General features: G+C 65.7%; 18 protein-coding genes. 11 read left to right on the forward strand and 7 right to left on the reverse strand.

Going from position 1 to position 16,169, the window contains the following annotated elements:
- Positions 1 to 32: 32 nt before the first annotated feature.
- The 8 genes from FOY51_RS14230 to FOY51_RS14265 all read left to right on the forward strand — a co-directional run bounded on the left by FOY51_RS14230 (position 33) and on the right by FOY51_RS14265 (position 7,383).
- A complete protein-coding gene (locus FOY51_RS14230; protein WP_149430914.1) occupies positions 33 to 1,271 on the forward strand; it encodes an NAD(P)/FAD-dependent oxidoreductase in 1,239 nt (412 codons plus the stop codon).
- 26 nt (positions 1,272 to 1,297) lie between these two features.
- Positions 1,298 to 1,681 (forward strand): hypothetical protein, encoded by a 384-nt coding sequence (locus tag FOY51_RS14235; protein ID WP_149430915.1) that lies wholly within the window; start codon positions 1,298 to 1,300, stop codon positions 1,679 to 1,681.
- Between the two features lie 50 nt (positions 1,682 to 1,731).
- Positions 1,732 to 2,643, forward strand: coding sequence for an RNA polymerase sigma factor SigJ (gene sigJ, locus FOY51_RS14240; protein ID WP_149430916.1), 912 nt, complete (start codon positions 1,732 to 1,734; stop codon positions 2,641 to 2,643).
- Positions 2,640 to 4,211, forward strand: a complete 1,572-nt coding sequence (locus FOY51_RS14245; protein WP_214633104.1) for an HD domain-containing phosphohydrolase — start codon at positions 2,640 to 2,642, stop codon at positions 4,209 to 4,211. Before sigJ ends, FOY51_RS14245 begins: the two co-directional genes overlap by 4 nt.
- 75 nt (positions 4,212 to 4,286) lie before the next feature.
- Positions 4,287 to 4,652, forward strand: a complete 366-nt coding sequence (locus FOY51_RS14250) for a DsrE family protein (RefSeq protein ID WP_149430917.1) — start codon at positions 4,287 to 4,289, stop codon at positions 4,650 to 4,652.
- Between the two features lie 6 nt (positions 4,653 to 4,658).
- Entirely contained in the window at positions 4,659 to 5,399 is a 741-nt protein-coding gene (locus FOY51_RS14255; protein ID WP_214633105.1) for a hypothetical protein, read from the forward strand.
- A 23-nt stretch (positions 5,400 to 5,422) separates the two neighbouring features.
- Positions 5,423 to 5,995 carry a TetR/AcrR family transcriptional regulator gene (locus FOY51_RS14260; protein ID WP_235916331.1) on the forward strand — a complete coding sequence of 191 codons (573 nt, stop codon included), beginning with the start codon at positions 5,423 to 5,425 and terminating at the stop codon, positions 5,993 to 5,995.
- Positions 5,992 to 7,383 carry an MFS transporter gene (locus tag FOY51_RS14265; RefSeq protein ID WP_149430918.1) on the forward strand — a complete coding sequence of 464 codons (1,392 nt, stop codon included), beginning with the start codon at positions 5,992 to 5,994 and terminating at the stop codon, positions 7,381 to 7,383. Before FOY51_RS14260 ends, FOY51_RS14265 begins: the two co-directional genes overlap by 4 nt.
- Here FOY51_RS14265 and mnhG read toward each other — a convergent pair.
- The 6 genes from mnhG to FOY51_RS14295 are packed head-to-tail and all read right to left on the reverse strand — an operon-like array spanning position 7,361 to position 13,457.
- The gene (gene mnhG, locus FOY51_RS14270; RefSeq protein WP_149430919.1) at positions 7,361 to 7,690 is read right to left on the reverse strand and encodes a monovalent cation/H(+) antiporter subunit G; all 330 of its coding nucleotides are present in this window, start codon (positions 7,688 to 7,690) and stop codon (positions 7,361 to 7,363) included. The two genes, FOY51_RS14265 and mnhG, sit on opposite strands and share 23 nt — an antisense overlap.
- Positions 7,687 to 7,947, reverse strand: coding sequence for a monovalent cation/H+ antiporter complex subunit F (locus FOY51_RS14275; protein ID WP_149430920.1), 261 nt, complete (start codon positions 7,945 to 7,947; stop codon positions 7,687 to 7,689). Before FOY51_RS14275 ends, mnhG begins: the two co-directional genes overlap by 4 nt.
- Positions 7,944 to 8,468: a Na+/H+ antiporter subunit E gene (locus FOY51_RS14280; protein WP_149430921.1), complete on the reverse strand. Its 525-nt coding sequence runs from the start codon at positions 8,466 to 8,468 to the stop codon at positions 7,944 to 7,946. The genes FOY51_RS14275 and FOY51_RS14280 overlap by 4 nt, the downstream gene beginning before the upstream one ends.
- Positions 8,465 to 10,066, reverse strand: coding sequence for a Na+/H+ antiporter subunit D (locus FOY51_RS14285; protein WP_149430922.1), 1,602 nt, complete (start codon positions 10,064 to 10,066; stop codon positions 8,465 to 8,467). The genes FOY51_RS14280 and FOY51_RS14285 overlap by 4 nt, the downstream gene beginning before the upstream one ends.
- Complete coding sequence (locus FOY51_RS14290; protein WP_149430923.1) at positions 10,063 to 10,626, reverse strand: Na(+)/H(+) antiporter subunit C; 564 nt, start codon at positions 10,624 to 10,626, stop codon at positions 10,063 to 10,065. Before FOY51_RS14290 ends, FOY51_RS14285 begins: the two co-directional genes overlap by 4 nt.
- A complete protein-coding gene (locus FOY51_RS14295) occupies positions 10,623 to 13,457 on the reverse strand; it encodes a Na+/H+ antiporter subunit A (RefSeq protein WP_149430924.1) in 2,835 nt (944 codons plus the stop codon). The genes FOY51_RS14290 and FOY51_RS14295 overlap by 4 nt, the downstream gene beginning before the upstream one ends.
- A gap of 112 nt (positions 13,458 to 13,569) precedes the next feature.
- On the opposite strand from FOY51_RS14295, the gene FOY51_RS14300 reads away from it, so the two are divergent.
- From FOY51_RS14300 to FOY51_RS14310, 3 genes are read left to right on the forward strand one after another with little or no spacing between them, the layout of a single operon-like run.
- Complete coding sequence (locus FOY51_RS14300) at positions 13,570 to 13,980, forward strand: NUDIX hydrolase (protein WP_149430925.1); 411 nt, start codon at positions 13,570 to 13,572, stop codon at positions 13,978 to 13,980.
- A 19-nt stretch (positions 13,981 to 13,999) separates the two neighbouring features.
- Positions 14,000 to 14,449: a helix-turn-helix transcriptional regulator gene (locus FOY51_RS14305; RefSeq protein ID WP_149430926.1), complete on the forward strand. Its 450-nt coding sequence runs from the start codon at positions 14,000 to 14,002 to the stop codon at positions 14,447 to 14,449.
- 10 nt (positions 14,450 to 14,459) lie between these two features.
- Positions 14,460 to 14,879, forward strand: coding sequence for a VOC family protein (locus FOY51_RS14310; protein ID WP_149430927.1), 420 nt, complete (start codon positions 14,460 to 14,462; stop codon positions 14,877 to 14,879).
- An 18-nt stretch (positions 14,880 to 14,897) separates the two neighbouring features.
- Here FOY51_RS14310 and FOY51_RS14315 read toward each other — a convergent pair whose 3' ends face one another.
- Complete coding sequence (locus FOY51_RS14315) at positions 14,898 to 16,151, reverse strand: ABC transporter ATP-binding protein (protein WP_149430928.1); 1,254 nt, start codon at positions 16,149 to 16,151, stop codon at positions 14,898 to 14,900.
- Between the last annotated feature and the right edge of the window lie 18 nt (positions 16,152 to 16,169).

Raw genomic sequence — 16,169 nt, forward strand, 5'->3', positions numbered from 1 at the left:
CAGGTCACAACCACCTACACAAGGAGGAGCCGATGTCCAGTTCGACAAACGACACCGACGCCAGCGCACACAAGGTCGTCGTGCTCGGCGCCGGATACGCGGGAGTCCTTGCGGCCAATCGCATTCTGTCGTCCCTGCATCGCGATCGTAGTTTCGGCGACGGCCCGTCCTGCAGGATCACGGTCGTCAATCCTCGGCCCGATTTCGTCGAAAGAATTCGCCTGCACGAAGTTGCGGCGGGCACCCGGGACAGCGCATCGACGCCGTTGTCCGATGTCCTGCATCCGGAAGCGCGGCTGATCGTCGGTTCGGCGAAGTTGATCGATCCCGACGAGCACGTGGTCGAGGTCGTCGTCGACGGCACCGTCGAGTCCATCTGGTACGACACGCTGATCTACGCCGCAGGCAGCGCGACCGCGAATTCCGTTCCGGGCGTTGATCGGTACGCCTATCGGGTCGGTGACGTCGACAGTGCACACGACCTGCGGGCCGCGCTGGGGGTGCTGCCGGCGCACTCTCGAGTACAGGTGGTCGGCGGTGGCGCGACGGCCGTGGAGACGGCGAGCGAAATCGCCTGGCAATACCCGGAACTCGACGTGGTGATCGCATGCTCCGGCGAGGTGCTGGGAGTCATGCCGAACAAGGCTCGCCGAAAGATCGTTGCGAAGTTGACGGCGCTCGGTGTGTACATCCGAGAGCACACGGCGGTGACAGAAGTCTCCGAGCGAGCTATCTCCACGGCCAACGGCGACCGTCTCGAGTTCGATCTGTGCGTCTGGACGGCATCGTTCGCAGTGCCCGACATCGCGTACCGGAGTGGACTCGCCACCGACGAGATCGGCAGGCTGCGTGTCGATGCGACATTGACCTGCATCGACAATCCCGACATCGTCGGCGCGGGAGACGCAGTGGTCACCCCTCCCGACGTCGGAGCTCATCTGCGGATGGGCTGCGCAACCGCGCTGCCGCTCGGCGCGCAAGCCGCGCAGACAGTGCTGGCGCGGCTGCGCGGTGAGCAGCCCGCGCCGATGTCGATCGGATTCGTCGCACAGTGCATCAGCCTCGGCCGTAAGGCAGGCGTCATCCAATTCGTCCACGCCGACGATTCACCGCGCTCCGCGATGTTGTCCGGTCGACTCGGCGCGTCGGTCAAGGAGTCGATCTGCAAGATGACGCTCCGCAGTCTGATCAAGGAACAAACCCGCCCTGGGGCCTACCGGTCTCCGAAGGGTCCCACCAGGGCTCCGCTCCCTGAAACCACCACCCGTTGAAATTCGCAAGTATCGGAGGAAAAATCATGTCCTGGAACGACTATCGCGCACGCAGGGAAATTCTCGACACGGTGCTGGAGCGTGCCCGCCTGGATTCGACCGCGGCGCCCGACCTCACCGGCCTGGACGTCGAGCGGCTGTTCGGCAACGCCGACAACGTCCTGCTCTCGCTGGAGCAACGGTGGTCGACGCAACTGGCCGCCCGGCTCGATCTCGCGATCGAGAAAGGCATCTCCTTCCAGGTTGCCCGCGACGAACTGGCAGCGGAATTGCCGACGCTCCGTGCTCTGCTGGACGCGGTGGCCCGCAACTCTCGGCAGTTGCACAACGCTCACGTGCATGAGCAGCGAATGATTCAGGCGCACAGTGAAGTTCAGCTCGACACCGGGTTCGTCCGGGCGATAGCATGAGTATCGATGCCGGGGCGGGTCCACGCGCGGCAGACGGAGAAGGTGCCGGGATGAATCTCACGACGGATTCCCACGAGTACAAGCGGCTCTTCGGTGTCGCGTACCGGATCCTCGGCTCGGCACACGATGCGGAGGACGCCATTCAGGAGGGTGCGCTGCGTTGGCAGGCGCTGAGCCCGGCCGATCGAGAGCTGATCCGAGAACCGTTGGCGTGGATGACCCGCGTCGTCAGCCGGATCTGTCTCGACCAGCTCGGATCTACGCGGGCCCGCCGCGAGTCCTATGCCGGCATCTGGCTGCCCGAGCCCGTGCCGGGGTCGATCGGACCGGACTCGTCGGTCGGGCGGTCGCTCGATCCTGCCGACGCGATCACCCTCGACGAGTCCGTGTCGATGGCGCTGTTGCGGGCGATGGAATCGTTGACCCCGGGCGAGCGGGTCGCGCTGATCCTGCACGACGTGTTCGCGCTTCCGTTCGCGGAGATCGGTGAGATCGTCGGCAGGACTCCGGAAGCGTGTCGACAACTCGCATCGACCGCGCGGCGAAACATCCGCTCGGGCCCTCGATTTCAATCCGACGGTGACGAGCGGAAGCAGGCGGTACTCGCCTTCACGCAGGCATGCGTGACGGGAAACCTCGACGCGTTGATGTCGGCTCTCGATCCGAAGGTAGTCGTCCGCTCCGACGGTGGCGGCAGGGTCAACGTCGCACGTCGCCCCGTGGTCGGTGCCGAGGAGGTCGCACGGTTCGTCATGGGCATCATCGGCGTACGAGAAGCGCACGGCGAGAACATGATCAGCCGATTCGAGGCCATCAACAATCACACGGGGCTGGTCATCTCGATCGGCGACCAGGTGATCGCTGTCGTCGATTTCGCTGTCGTGGCGGGGTTGATCGCGGAGATCGCGATCATCATGAACCCCGAGAAGTTGACTCTGTGGACGACTACTTTGTCACCATGAGTTCAGCGGGTCCGGTCGACGCAGACTCCGGCATCTCGTTGCCGGAGCTGCTGGCGGCCTTCTCGCTGGCCACCGATCTCGGCCTTGGGCAGCCGATGGAGCATCTGCTCCGGTCATGGCTGATCGCCTCGCGTTTGGGTGAGCACGTCGGGTTGTCGCGGCAACAGCAGGAATCGTTGTTCTACATCGCGATGTTGTCGTGGGTCGGCTGCGTCGCGGATGCCCCCGAGGTCGCCGCACTCTTCGGTGACGACGTCGCGTTTCGCGCCGACGGCTACTCGGTGGATCTGGCAGGCCGTTCGGCCGTTCGGTTCTTCGCAGGCCACGCCGGATCCGGGGCGCCGCCGTCGCGCCGTATCGTCGCGACCGCATCGATGATCGCGACAGGCGGTCGTAATGTGGTGCGCGGGATGCAGTCGCATTGCATGACCGTGTCGACGATGGCGCAGCAGCTCGAGCTCGCCGAGCCGGTCGGGGCTGGGCTGCAGCAATTCTTCACGCGTTGGGACGGTCGCGGTGTTCCACATGGTCTGGGCGGCAACGATATTGCTCTCCCCGTCAGACTGTTTCACCTCGCGGATGTGGTCGAGGTCCACCACCGTCTCGGTGGCGTCGACGGGGCCGTCGAGGTAGCAGGCAGCAGGAGCGGAAAGCAGTTCGATCCCGCCGTCGTCGACGCGTTCTGCGCGATCGCCCGGGATGTGTTGCCCGACATCGAAACTCCGATCGAGCTGAGTGAGCTCGTGAAGGACGACCCCGCCCTGCGTCGAGTGCTCACGGAGTCGGAACTCGACGGCGCACTGGAATCGGTTGCCGACTTCACTGACCTGCGCAGTCTGTATCGAGCAGGACACTCGCGCGGTGTCGCGGAGCTTGCCGCGGCCGCGGCGACCGCGCTGCGGCTTCCCACCGATCGTGTTCGCGAAATACGCCGTGCCGGAATGCTTCACGACATCGGCCTGCACGGTCTGCCTGCCACCGTCCTCGACAAACCTGGGCGGTTGACAGCCAACGAATGGGAACGGGTGCGGCTGAGCGCCTACTGCACCGAACGCGTGCTTGCCCGCCCGCCTGCGCTCGCGCGCATCGGTGCGGTTGCGGCCTTGGCGCACGAGCGAATGGACGGCAGCGGATACCACCGTGGGCTCAGTGGATCGGCGATACCGATCGCGGGCCGAATCCTGGCTGCGGCCTGCGTTTTTCGCGCCGCCACCGAGGAGCGGGCGCATCGTCGCGGCCGATCGAGCAAAGACGCGATCGCCTTGGTGCGGGCCGAGGTTCGGGCAGGTCGCCTCGATGCCGACGCCGCCGATGCCGTGCTGTCGGCCGCCGGTGGCGGCGGCAAGCGCCGCGCCGGACCTGCCGGCCTCACTCCGCGCGAAATCGAGGTTCTCCAGCTGATCGCGCACGGTTCGTCCGCAGTCGACGTTGCGAGCAAGCTCGGCATCGCCAAGAAGACCGTCGGCACCCATATCGAGCGCATCTACACCAAGACCGGCGCATCGTCGCGTTCCACCGCAACGCTTTTCGCCCTTCGCAACGGTCTTCTCGACCCCCTCGATTTGTAGGGAATTCACCCGACGACTCGGGCTCTCGTTCCTCGTACCGTTCTCTGGCATCACCCCCGATGAGAGGACGCAACAATGGCCACCAAAGCAGTGATCAGCCTGACCACAGGACTCGAAGACCCGGAGAAGGTCACGGTCGCATTTCTCGTTGCCGTCGGCGCCGCGGAGACCGGACACGAGACGCTGATGTTTCTCACGAAAGAGGCTGTGCGCCTTGCTGTGCAGGGAACCGCGGTCGGTGTCGCGTGCGACGGCTGTCCGTCTCTGCCGGACTTGGTGGCGCGCTACGAGGCGGCAGGTGGGCACTACTACGTCTGCCCGATCTGCTTCAACTCCAAGCAACTCGATGCGCAGGCCCTGATCGGCAGCGCCGAGATCCAGGGCACCATACCGATGTGGAAGTGGATCGGCGACGAGCCCGCGACCACCTTCAGTTACTGATCCGCCATGGTGACGCCCGCGCAACGGACCATGTCGATTGCCCCCGATCGGAGCGAAGCCCCCTGGCCCGGTTACGAATACGTCCGCGGCTGGGGAGTGTTCGGCCTCCCGTTCGACACCGGACACCTCCTTGCGTTGCGGGTGTTTCCGCAGAATCCGTTCGCGCCCTACGCAACGGTCTGGCATCGTGACCCCACCGGGCGGTGGTCGTTGTACGTCGACGGTCCCCGACTGGACACCGCGTGCCCGCGCTACTACGGCGACACCTTCGATCACGTCGCCCACGTTCGAATCACACTGACCTGGATCGGGCCGTGGACCCTTCGGATCACCCTGGACGAGCCGGGTCTGGAGTGGACGGTCGTCGCATCGCAGACGGCGATGTTGCGGCTGTGCAACGCGATCGGCGCCGCGGCGCCGCTGTGGACCTGGCGACCCCGTCTACTGATCTCGGCCCGGGAGGCGCTGGCCCGCGGACTGGGAATGGGTCGATTGCGGCTGGCCACCGAGATGCCGAGCGGGCACCACGGGATTCTGATGCCGGAACGGATGTTCTACGTCGACAGATCTCACGCGGTGCTCGACGGTGTCGATTTCGGCCGTGCGACTCGGCTCACCACCAATCCTGAACTCGGTGGCGTGCCGCTGCCTGCCCGGGGTGTCATGGTCGTCGGCCAGGGAATGTGGCAGATCGCCGATCGTGCCGAGTACGAGCGGACGCGAGCGGAGACCGCAATAAGTTACTAGTTAGTGACTGGTAACTTTGAGCCATGACCGAACGAATGAGCGGGACCGCACGGCGTACCCAGGTACTGGCGATCGCAGCGAAAGAGTTCGCTGCGCACGGCCTGCATGGCGCGTCGACAGAGGCGATCGCACGGGAAGCCGGGATCACGCAGGCCTACATCTTCCGCATGTTCGGAACCAAGAAGGCGCTGTTTCTAGAACTGGTGCAGTCGGCGTTCGAGCACGTCAGCGACGGTATGCGCGATGCGGGCAACGGCAAGACCGGCCTGGATGCGCTCTCGCTGATGGGTGCCGAGTACTTCGACCAACTGGCCGATCGGACCGGGTTGCTGCTGCAACTGCAGGGCTTCGCCGCGTGCGGTGACGACGAGGTGCGCGATGCGGTGCGGGCGTGCTTCGCGCGGATGTGGGACACAGCGCAGGACGGCACCGGACTGGAACCGGTAACCGTGAAGACGTTCCTCGCGTTCGGGATGCTGCTCAACGCCGGTGCCGCGATGGACGTCGAGCATGTGGACGCCGGATGGGCCGACGGTGTCCGCACCCGTATCCAGTCGGGATTGTTCGCCCACGTCACGACGGATGCCAACCGATGAGTACCGACACGGAGGCACCCGCCGACCGGAAACTGAGCATTTCGCTGGTGTGCACCGCGCTGGCGGGCGCGGTGATCGGCAGTGTCGGAGCGCCCCTGATCACGCCGGTCGCCACCGGGATGCACGTATCCCTGGCGGCCGCGCAGTGGACGCTGACGTTGACGTTGTTCGCCGGTGCGATCGCGGGCCCGGTGCTGGGCAGGCTCGGCAGCGGTCCGTACCGAAGGGTCACGATTCTCGCCACCCTGGCGCTGGTCACGGTCGGAAGCCTGTTGACGGTGCTCCCACTTCCGTTCGGAGCGTTGCTGATCGGACGCGGGTTGCAGGGGCTGGGGGTGGCCGTGTCGGCGCTGCTGATGAGCGTCGCCCGCACGCACCTGCCGCCGGAGCGCTCGACGTCGACGATCGCCGCGTTGTCCGTCGCGACGACCGTGGGCATCGGAGTCGGCTATCCCGTGATCAGCCTGCTCGATCAAGTTGCAGGACTGCGCGCCGCCTACGGTTGCGGACTCGTGCTCTCCGCTGCCGCGCTGATCGTTGCGTGGCGGACCTTGCCCGCCGAGGCGCCGGGGGAGCGGCCGAGGATCGACGTGGTCGGCGCGCTGCTGCTCGCTCTCGGAACACTCGGGATCCTGATGCTCATCGCCGAACCCACGATCTGGGCGACGCCGTGGCTGGCCTTCGGCGTCCTCGCCGGTTCGATCGGCATCCTTGCCGTGTGGGCGATCGTCGAATTACGAACTGCGACACCACTGGTGAACCTGCGACTGCTCAGCCAAGGACTGATCTTGCGCGCGAACGTGGCGATGCTGGTGGCAGGCATGGGCCTGTATCTGCTGTTCAGCCTGATCACGCGTTATGTGCAGACCCCGGCCGACGCGCACTACGGTTTCGCGCTCCCCGGTGTCGCTGCCGGCGCGGCGCTGATCCCGTTCTCGCTGCTCGGTTTCGTTGCCGGAAAAGCGTTGCCGCACCTGGTCGCGCGCATCACCGAGCGCTGGACCTACGCACTGTCCGTCGTGATCGCCATCGGCAGCGCCCTGCTGTTCGCCACCGCCTACCGGTCGCTGGTCGCGGTGCTCGTCGCGATCGCGCTGCTCGGGTTCGCGGTCGGCGGTGTGTCGGCGGTGATGCCCAAGCTGGTTCTCGTCGGCGTTCCGCAGGCGGAGACGGCCAGCGTGCTCTCGATCAACCAGATCATCCGCAGCATCGGTTTCAGCGTCGGTAGCGCACTCGCCGGGTTCCTTCTCGCCTCGACGACACCGAGCGGGAGCGTGCTCCCCACCCAGCACGGCTATGTCACCGCCGCGCTGTGGGCACTACCTGCGCTTGCGGCCAGTGCGCTGATCATCGCGACGAACCGCTCTAGTCCTCGTCCAACTCGTTGATCATCAGCAGCCCGTCTTGACCGCGTTGCTCGCGGTAGGCCACCCGTCCCACCATGTGCGCAATAACCGGGGCAGTCAAGAGTGTGAACAGTCCGACCAGGATCAGCATCCAGATGTCGACGCTGCCGCGCAGTCGGATCACCGCGCCGATCAGCACCAGCACCAACCCGACCACCTGCGGCTTTGTCGCCGCATGCATGCGGGACAGGGTGTCGGCGAAGCGGACGATGCCGATCGCGGCGGTCAGCGCGAGCAGCGAACCCAGCAGGATCAGTACGGCGGCAACGACATCCAGCACGGTGTTCATTCGTCGTCACCCACCCGGAATCGAGCGACACTCGCCGAACCGAGGAACCCGACCAGCGACAGCGCCACGATCGCAGGCACGATCGCGGTGTCGCGGCTGTACGCGGCCCACACCGCGAGACCGGCCATGGCGACGGCGATCAACGTGTCGATCGCAACCAGCCGGTCGAGTGTTCCATGCCCGTCGAGAATGCGGTACGCGGTGAGCCCCGCCGCGAGCAGCAGCATGGTTCCGGCAATGAGCGCCACTGTTGTCATGCGGACTCCTCCCCGACGTGCTGTTCGCGTTCGAAGGAATCGATGAACAATTGCTCCAACCGTCGCGTCGTCGAATAGAAGCGTTCGACGGAGCGTTCGCTGCCGACGTCGAGCACATGAACGTAGGCGAGGCGCCGCTCCTTGTCCAGCTCGATCACCATGGTGCCGGGAATCAGGTTGAGCACGTCGCAGCACAGCACCATCACCAGGTCCGACTCGATCGACAGCCGCACCCGCAGCACACCGGTGACCGGTGGCGGGCCTGGTCGCACGGCGAGCCACGCGACCTGTGCGCTGGATTCGAGTGCGTAATACGCAGTCAGCCAAATCAATTGGATTATCGACCACAGATGCGCCCTGCCGTCGACGGGAACGCGGGGCAGCGGCAGCAGCGTCATGATCAGCAGCCCGACGGCCAGCCCGGCGAGCACGTTGGCAATGCTGATGTCGCCCCACAACAACACCCACACGGCGGCGAGCCACGCGAGTACGAACAGTCGAACGGTCGCGGTTCTGCTCATCGCTCACCGTCCTGCGGCCCGAGTACGGCGTCGATGTAGTTGGACCGATCCCGCAGGTCGGCGGCGGCCCGATCGGTGATGTCGATGATCGGTCCGGCGAACACGCTCAGTGCAAGCCCGACCAGCACCAGCCCGACCGTCGGCACCAACATGAAGGCAGGCATCCGACCTACGTCGGCACGCTCTTCGAAATCGATGTCGAAGGACTCGTCGATCAGCGCCGACGGTGCGCGATCGGCGAGCACACCCTCCGGCGCGTCCGCACGTGAGCGCCAGAAGGCCTTGGTCCACACGCGGGCAACCACGTAGAGGGTCAGCAGGCTGGTGACGGTGCCGCCCGCGACCAGCAGCCAGGCGAGAACACTGCCCTGCGCGGCACCGGCCTGTAGCAGCGCGATCTTGCCGATGAAGCCCGAGAACGGCGGAATACCACCGAGATTGAGCGCCGGAATCAGGAACAGGATGGCAAGTACCGGGCTCGCGGCGGCGAGCCCACCGAGCCTGCGCAACGACGACGACCCGGCTTGTCGTTCGATCAGGCCTACGACCAGGAACAGCGTCGTCTGCACGATGATGTGGTGCGCGACGTAGTAGATAGCGCCGGACAATCCGGCCTCGGTCGACAACGCGACACCGAACACCATGTATCCGATATGGCTGACGAGGGTGAACGAGAGCAGTCGTTTGATGTCGCTCTGCGCGATCGCACCGAGGATGCCGACCACCATCGTGAGCAATCCGCAGACCATAAGCACGTTGTCCAGTTCGCCGCCGGGGAACAACAGCGTGTGGATGCGAATGATCGCGTACACACCGACTTTGGTGAGCAAGCCCGCGAACACAGCGGTGACGGGTGCGGGTGCGGTCGGGTACGAGTCGGGCAGCCAGTTCGACAGTGGGAACACTGCTGCCTTGATGCCGAACGCGACGAGCAGGACGCCGAAGATCGCGGTTCTGGTGCCGGCGGGAACGCTGTCCATCCGGGTGGCCATGTGGGCGAGATTCAAGGTGCCGGTCGCGGCGTAGGCGAAAGCGATGCCGCACAAGAAGATCAGCGACGACACCATCGACACCATCACGTACGACACGCCCGCGCGCACCCGATCGGCGCTGGCGCCCAGCGTCAGCAACACGAACGACGCGGCGAGCAACACCTCGAATCCGACGTAGAGGTTGAACAGGTCACCCGCGACGAACGCGTTCGAAATGCCCGCTGTCAGAGCCAGATACGTGGGCAGGAAGATCGACGTCGGCTGATGTTCGGTGCCGTCCCGCACACCCTGGCCGACGGCGTAGACGACGACCGCCAGCAGCACCGTCGAGCTGACCACCAGCATGATCGCCGACAGTCGGTCCACCACCAGTGTGATGCCGATCGGCGAGTCCCAGCCGCCGACCTGCACGGCAGCGGTGCCGTCGCGATCGGCGAGGAAGAGCAACATGCTCGACACGGCAACGACGGCGATCAACGCACCGATGGTGATGTAGCGCTGTGCCCGCGGCCTGCGGCCGAGGACAAGGGTGGTCGCCGCCGCCAGCAGCGGAATCAGGACGGGCAGCGGAGCAAGGGTGTCGATCAGATCGGGGGAGAGGGTCATCGGCCGTCACCCGGAACGTCGCCTGGAATGTCGTCGAAGATGCCGGTATGGAGGTCCTCGTAGCACTCGATGTCCTCGAGGTTGGTGAGTTCCTCGAGGGGGATCGGGTTGCCCTTGGCGTCGAACGCGTCGCCGCCGATGCTCGGCTCGCCGGTGACGGGGTCGTCGGATCGGTCCTGGTCGGGTGCATCGGCGCGGGAGCGGCGTTCCTTGATCTTGATGTCCTCGGGGTCGTTCTCCACCTGGTCCTTGGTGGTGAGCGTGTAGGAGCGGTAGCCGAGGGCGAGGACGAACGCGGAGACTCCCATGGTGATGACGATCGCCGTCAGGACCATCGCCTGGGCGAGGGGGTCGGCCATGGTGTCGTGAATCGCGGTCGACATCCCGACGATCGGCGGATTGCCTGCAGGCCCGCCGACGGTGAGGATCAGCAGGTTCACGGCATTGCCGAAGAGCACCATGCCCAGCAGCATCTTGGTGATGCTGCGCTCGAGCATCAGGTAGACACCGCCCGAGATCAGCACGCCGATGATGATCAGGAAGCCCAGGTTCACGCTCACGAGCGCACCCCCTGCTCGCGTGCTTCGGCTGCCGAGTCCAGTCGGGCGCCGAGGCTGCGCAGGACGTCGAGCACCAGCCCGACCACGATCAGATACACACCCAGATCGAAGAACAGCGCGGTCACCAATTTGATGTGGCCGAGCAACGGCAAGGTCACCTCGAACACCGCGGACGACAGGACGGGCGCGCCGAGCAGCAACGAGATCGCAGCGGTGCCTGCCGAGAGGATCAGGCCGAGTCCCAGAATCTGGCCCGCGTCGACTGGCAGTGCCTCGCCCAGCTCGTATCGCCCACCCGCCAGGTAGCGCAGCACCAGCGCGAGGCCCGCGGTGAGACCGCCCGCGAAGCCGCCGCCCGGCGCGTTGTGGCCGGAGAAGAAGAAATACACCGAAAGCACCATGATGGTCGGAAACACAAGGCGCGTAGTGATTTCCAGGATCAGTGACCGGTGTCGAGGATGAATCAGGTCGCCTCCGCGCAACCAGGTGACTTGATCAGCGGGTGCTTCGAACACGTCCGACGGTGCGTCGGAGACCCGCGGTGCGCTACCGAAGCGACGCGACCGGAACACCAACGACGCGACACCGGTCGCGGCGACCAGCAACACCGAGATCTCGCCGAGCGTGTCCCACGCGCGGATGTCGACCAGCAGCACGTTCACCACGTTCTTGCCGTTGCCCAGGTGGTACGCCGCGTCGGGCAATTTCAGCGAAATCGGTGCGGTACTGCGCGCGTTCATCGCATACGCGGCGATGGCGGAGATGGTGGCGCCCACCGCGACCGACAGGATGGCGCGCGGCACCTTGAACGCGGCGGCACCACGATCGTCGACTTCGGCGGGCAGCTTGCGCAGCACCAGCACGAAGATCACCAGGGTCAGCGTCTCGACCAGGAACTGCGTCAATGCAAGATCGGGCGCTCCGTGGATGGCGAAGATCACGCCGCAGCCGTAGCCGGTGACTCCGACCAGCAGCACGCTCGCCAACCTGTTGCGCATCACCGTCGCACCGATGGCGGCAGCGATCATGATGGCGCCGATGAACACCTGGATCGGCGAATCCCACAGGCGCAGGCGCACTCCCGTCTTGGTGCCGACGATCAGCAGGATCGTCGGCAACAGCACGAACGTGGCAAGGATGGTGGCCTGGGTGACGGGCAGCGAACCGCGCTGCGTCGAACCGGTGAGCCGAATCGACACGCGATCCATGAAGCGCAGCGCCGCGTCGTAGCCCCGGTCCGCGTTGCCCAGCAGCGGACGGCTTGGCCGGACACGCTCCAGCAGGCCGTAACCGGTGTAGAGAGCGACGCCGCCGACGATCACGATCGCCGTCAATCCCAGCGCCATCCCGAAGCCGTGCCACAGAGCCAGGTGATATGTCCCGTCGCCGGGGAGGGTCTTCGAATATCCGCTCAGCATCCGGTCGAGCGGGCCCGCGGCGAGACCGCCTGCCAGGCCGCCGACCGCCAGCAGTGCCGGGGAGGCGAGCAACAGCGGGCCGGGTGCGTGCATGCGTTGGACGGCGGCGCTGGGGTTGGGGCGCTGCTTGCTGCCGAAGGCGTCCCAGACGAAGCGCACGCTGTAGGCGACGGTGAGGATGGAACCGAGCACCACCAGCACCAGCACCACGGTCTTCGCCCAGTCGGGGAGCGTCGTCGTATGTGCGATCGATTCCAGCGCACCTTCTTTGCCGACGAACCCGACCAGCGGCGGAATCCCGGCCATGCTCAGCGCTGCCAGGGCGGCAATGCCTGCGAGAACGGGTGCGCGCTTGCCGAGGTGCGCCAGCTTGCGGATGTCGCGGGTGCCGGTGGCGTGTTCGATGATGCCGACCACCATGAACAGTGCGGCTTTGAACAACCCGTGCGCGACGATCATCGTCATACCCGCCAGCGCGGCGTCTTTGCTGCCGATGCCGACCAGCACGATGAGAAAGCCGAGTTGGCTGACGGTACCGAAGGCAAGCACCAGTTTGAGGTCGTAGACCTGCAACGACCGCCAACCCGCGATCAGCATCGACGCCAGCCCGAGTCCGATCACCGTGATGTGCCACGGCGGGGAATTCGCGTAGCCCGGCGCGAAGCGGGCAACCAGGTAGATGCCTGCCTTCACCATGGCGGCGGCGTGCAGGTAGGCGCTGACCGGTGTCGGTGCGGCCATTGCGCCCGGCAGCCAGAAGTGCAGTGGCACGATCGCCGACTTGCTGAGCGCACCGATCAGAATCAACACGATCGCGACGTCGGTGAGCCAACCCGTCGTCGGGTTCGCGATGACGTCCGACAGCAGATAGCTGCCGCTGACCTGGCCGAGGACGATGATGCCGACCAGCATCGCGAGGCCGCCCGCGGTGGTCACCAACAGCGCTTGAGTCGCGGCTCGTCTGCTCGACGCGCGTTCGGCATAGTGGCCGACGAGCAGGAACGACAGCACCGTCGTCAGTTCCCAGTAGGTGTAGAGCACCAGCATGTTGTCGGCGGTGACCAGACCGAACATCACGCCGGCGAAGGCGACCATCTGCGCGGCGAACACGCCGAGCTTCGGTTCGTCGTCCTCGAAGTAGCGCGAACAGTAGACCAGCACCAACGTGCCGACGCCGAGGACCAGCACGGACATGATGGCGGTGAGCGAGTCGAACCGCATGTCGATGTTCATCGACAGCCCCGGCGCCCACGCGATGTGGGTCCGTTGTTCGGTGCCCCAGTTGGCGACGACCCAGCCCAGCGATGCCAACGGCACCAGGGCAAGTGGGAGGAAACCGTTGCGTCCGAGCGACCGTACGCACAGCGGTGCCGCAAGTGCGGCAAGCGCGTGAGCGAGCAAGATCGCGAGCAAATTTCACTCCGTCGTTGTGTGGGCGGCGGGGTGTAGACGGCAAGAGCCGGGGTCGTGGGGTTGTTTCCCAGTCTACTGTCCGGGTTGCCCGACGCTGTCGTAGCGTGTCGGCATGCCATCCGAGATTCGGACCGCTGCCCTTGCCTACGTTCGGGATCGCCGTCTGCTGCAGGCACGCTCGGCCGACAAGTCGGCGTTCTACATGGCGGGCGGAAAGATCGATGCGGGAGAAAGTGCGGTCGAGGCGCTGCACCGGGAGATCCGCGAGGAACTGGGTGCGGGCATCGTCGCCGAAAGCGTCGAAGAGCTGGGCGTGTTCGAGGCCGAAGCGTTCGGTCATCCGCCGGGCACGCACCTGCACATGACCTGCTACCTCGCCGAGCTCACCGCCGATCCGCAGCCCACCAGTGAGATCGCGGAGTTGCGGTACTTCACAGTCGACGAATACGCGGCGATGCCGGACGTGGCGCCGGGCTCGATGCTGGTGTTCCGACACCTGCAGGAATTGGGCCTGGTGGACTGAAAACCGGCACAATAGGGCCATGCGTGAGCAGGATCTCGACGAGTTGCGGCGGCTGCGGCGCGCTCGGAACCGCATGGATCGCGAATACGCCGAGCCGCTCGACGTCGAGGTTCTTGCCCGCACCGCACTGATGTCGGCGGGACATTTCAGTCGTCGCTTCCGCGATGCGTATGGCGAGACGCCGTATTCGTATCTGATGACCCGCCGCATCGAGCGGGCGACAGCGCTGCTGCGCCGCGGCGACATGAGCGTGACCGACGTCTGCTTCGCCGTCGGCTGTACCAGTCTCGGCTCGTTCTCGGCACGGTTCACCCAGATCGTCGGTGAGAGTCCCAGCGCCTATCGCGCCCGCGACCACAGCGAGTTCGAGGTGGTCGCCGGCTGCCAGATGATGGTGGTCACGAGGCCCCGCAAACCCGCCCGACGACCGATCAGTTTCGGAGAAGCGGCGGTATCCGCGCCCGACTAGCGTCGACCTCATGACCACGCCCTCGAGTTCCGTTTCCCTCAGCACCGTCCATGTCATCGTCGACGATCCCGACGCCGCCGTCGTCTTCTACCGCGACACCCTCGGACTCACCGTCCGCAACGAAGTCGCGCAAGGCGACTTCCGTTGGATCACGCTGTCCACCGAAAGTCAGCCCGAGATTCAGATCGTGTTGTCGCAACCGCACGCAGGCCGGTCGCAGGAAGACGGCGACGCCATCGCCGCGCTCCTTGCGAAGGGTGAGCTGCGGACCCTGCACTTCCGCACCGATGACCTCGACGCGACGTTCGAGAAGGTCGCCGGTGCGCCGGGTGCGGAAGTGTTGCAGGAGCCCGTCAGCCAGCCGTGGGGTACCCGTGACGCCGCAGTGCGCGACCCCGCGGGCAACATGGTTCGCATCGAGCAGGCGTAACCGCCTCCGCGAATTCCGTTACGCCAGTTCGATGCGGTTGGTCCCGACGTCGTATTCGAGCAGCTCGCTGTAGCGGCCCCAATCGACCGCCGTATCGAACTGGCTGCGCGCACTGGCATCGCCGAAGGTGTCGCGGAGGTCGTCGAGAATCGTGTCGGCACGTACGGCACCGTTGTCGCTGCGCCGCAACTGCTTGACGATCCCGCGAACCAGTGGCGCATGCTCCACCACAAGCGTCGCGAACTGCTCCTTCGCGCGCAGAATGTCGGCACTGGCGAATCGTCGGCCTTGTTCGCTCAGCTGCAGTCCGCTCCCGCGCGGCAGCGCCAACTTCAGCATCACCACCGCATCGACCACCGGAAGCAGGTCGTCGAGCTCGTAGCGCAGTTCGTCGGCGATTTCGGCGAGGCCCACCGATCCGCCGCGGTGATGCAGCAACTCGATGAGTCCGGCGATCTCGCCGGTGTTCGCGGCGGGCAGCGCGTCGATGGTCTGGCGTGAGCCGTCCCGCGCGTGTCCGGTCAGGATTTCGTAGACGGTGTCGACGTAGCTCTCGAACTCCGGGCTGCGGCGATCGCGTGGATGGGCGAGATCGATCGTCAGCTCACCCTTGATCCGGCCGGGGTTCGAGTCGAGAATCAGTACCCGATCCGCCAGCTGGATGGCCTCCTCGATGTTGTGCGTGACGATCAGCCCTGTGCGCGTGGGGAATTCCGGGTCCTGCCACAACCGCAGCAGTTCGGCGCGCAGGTTCTCGCTCGTCAGTACATCGAGCGCCGAGAACGGCTCGTCCATCAGCAGTGCGTCCGGCTCGACGACAAGTGCGCGGGCGAACCCGACGCGTTGCCGCATTCCGCCGGAAAGCTCTCGGGGATAGGCGGATTCGAAGCCGTCGAGGCCGATCATGTCGAGCGCGGCGAGTGCCCGCTCCCGACGCTGCGCGGCCGGGACCGACAACGCTTGCAGCCCGAGTTCCACGTTCTCCTGCACGGTCAGCCATGGCAGTAACGCGAAGGATTGGAACACCATCGAGACCCCGGGGTTGGCACCGTTGAGGGCGTCGCCGCGGTAGGACACGGTGCCGCTGGTCGCCGCTGTCAGTCCTGCGAGGCAGCGCAGCAGCGTCGACTTTCCGGAACCGCTTCTGCCGAGCAGGGCGACGATCTCGCCGTCGTGCAGGGTCAGGCTGACACCGTCGAGCACGGTCAGGTCGCCAAATGTCTTGTATACGTTCTCGACCGAGATCACGGCGGTCGATGTTGCTGTTGTCATGTTCTTACCCTTCGGATT

The organism is Antrihabitans cavernicola, from assembly GCF_008297975.1.
GTDB lineage: Bacteria > Actinomycetota > Actinomycetes > Mycobacteriales > Mycobacteriaceae > Antrihabitans > Antrihabitans cavernicola.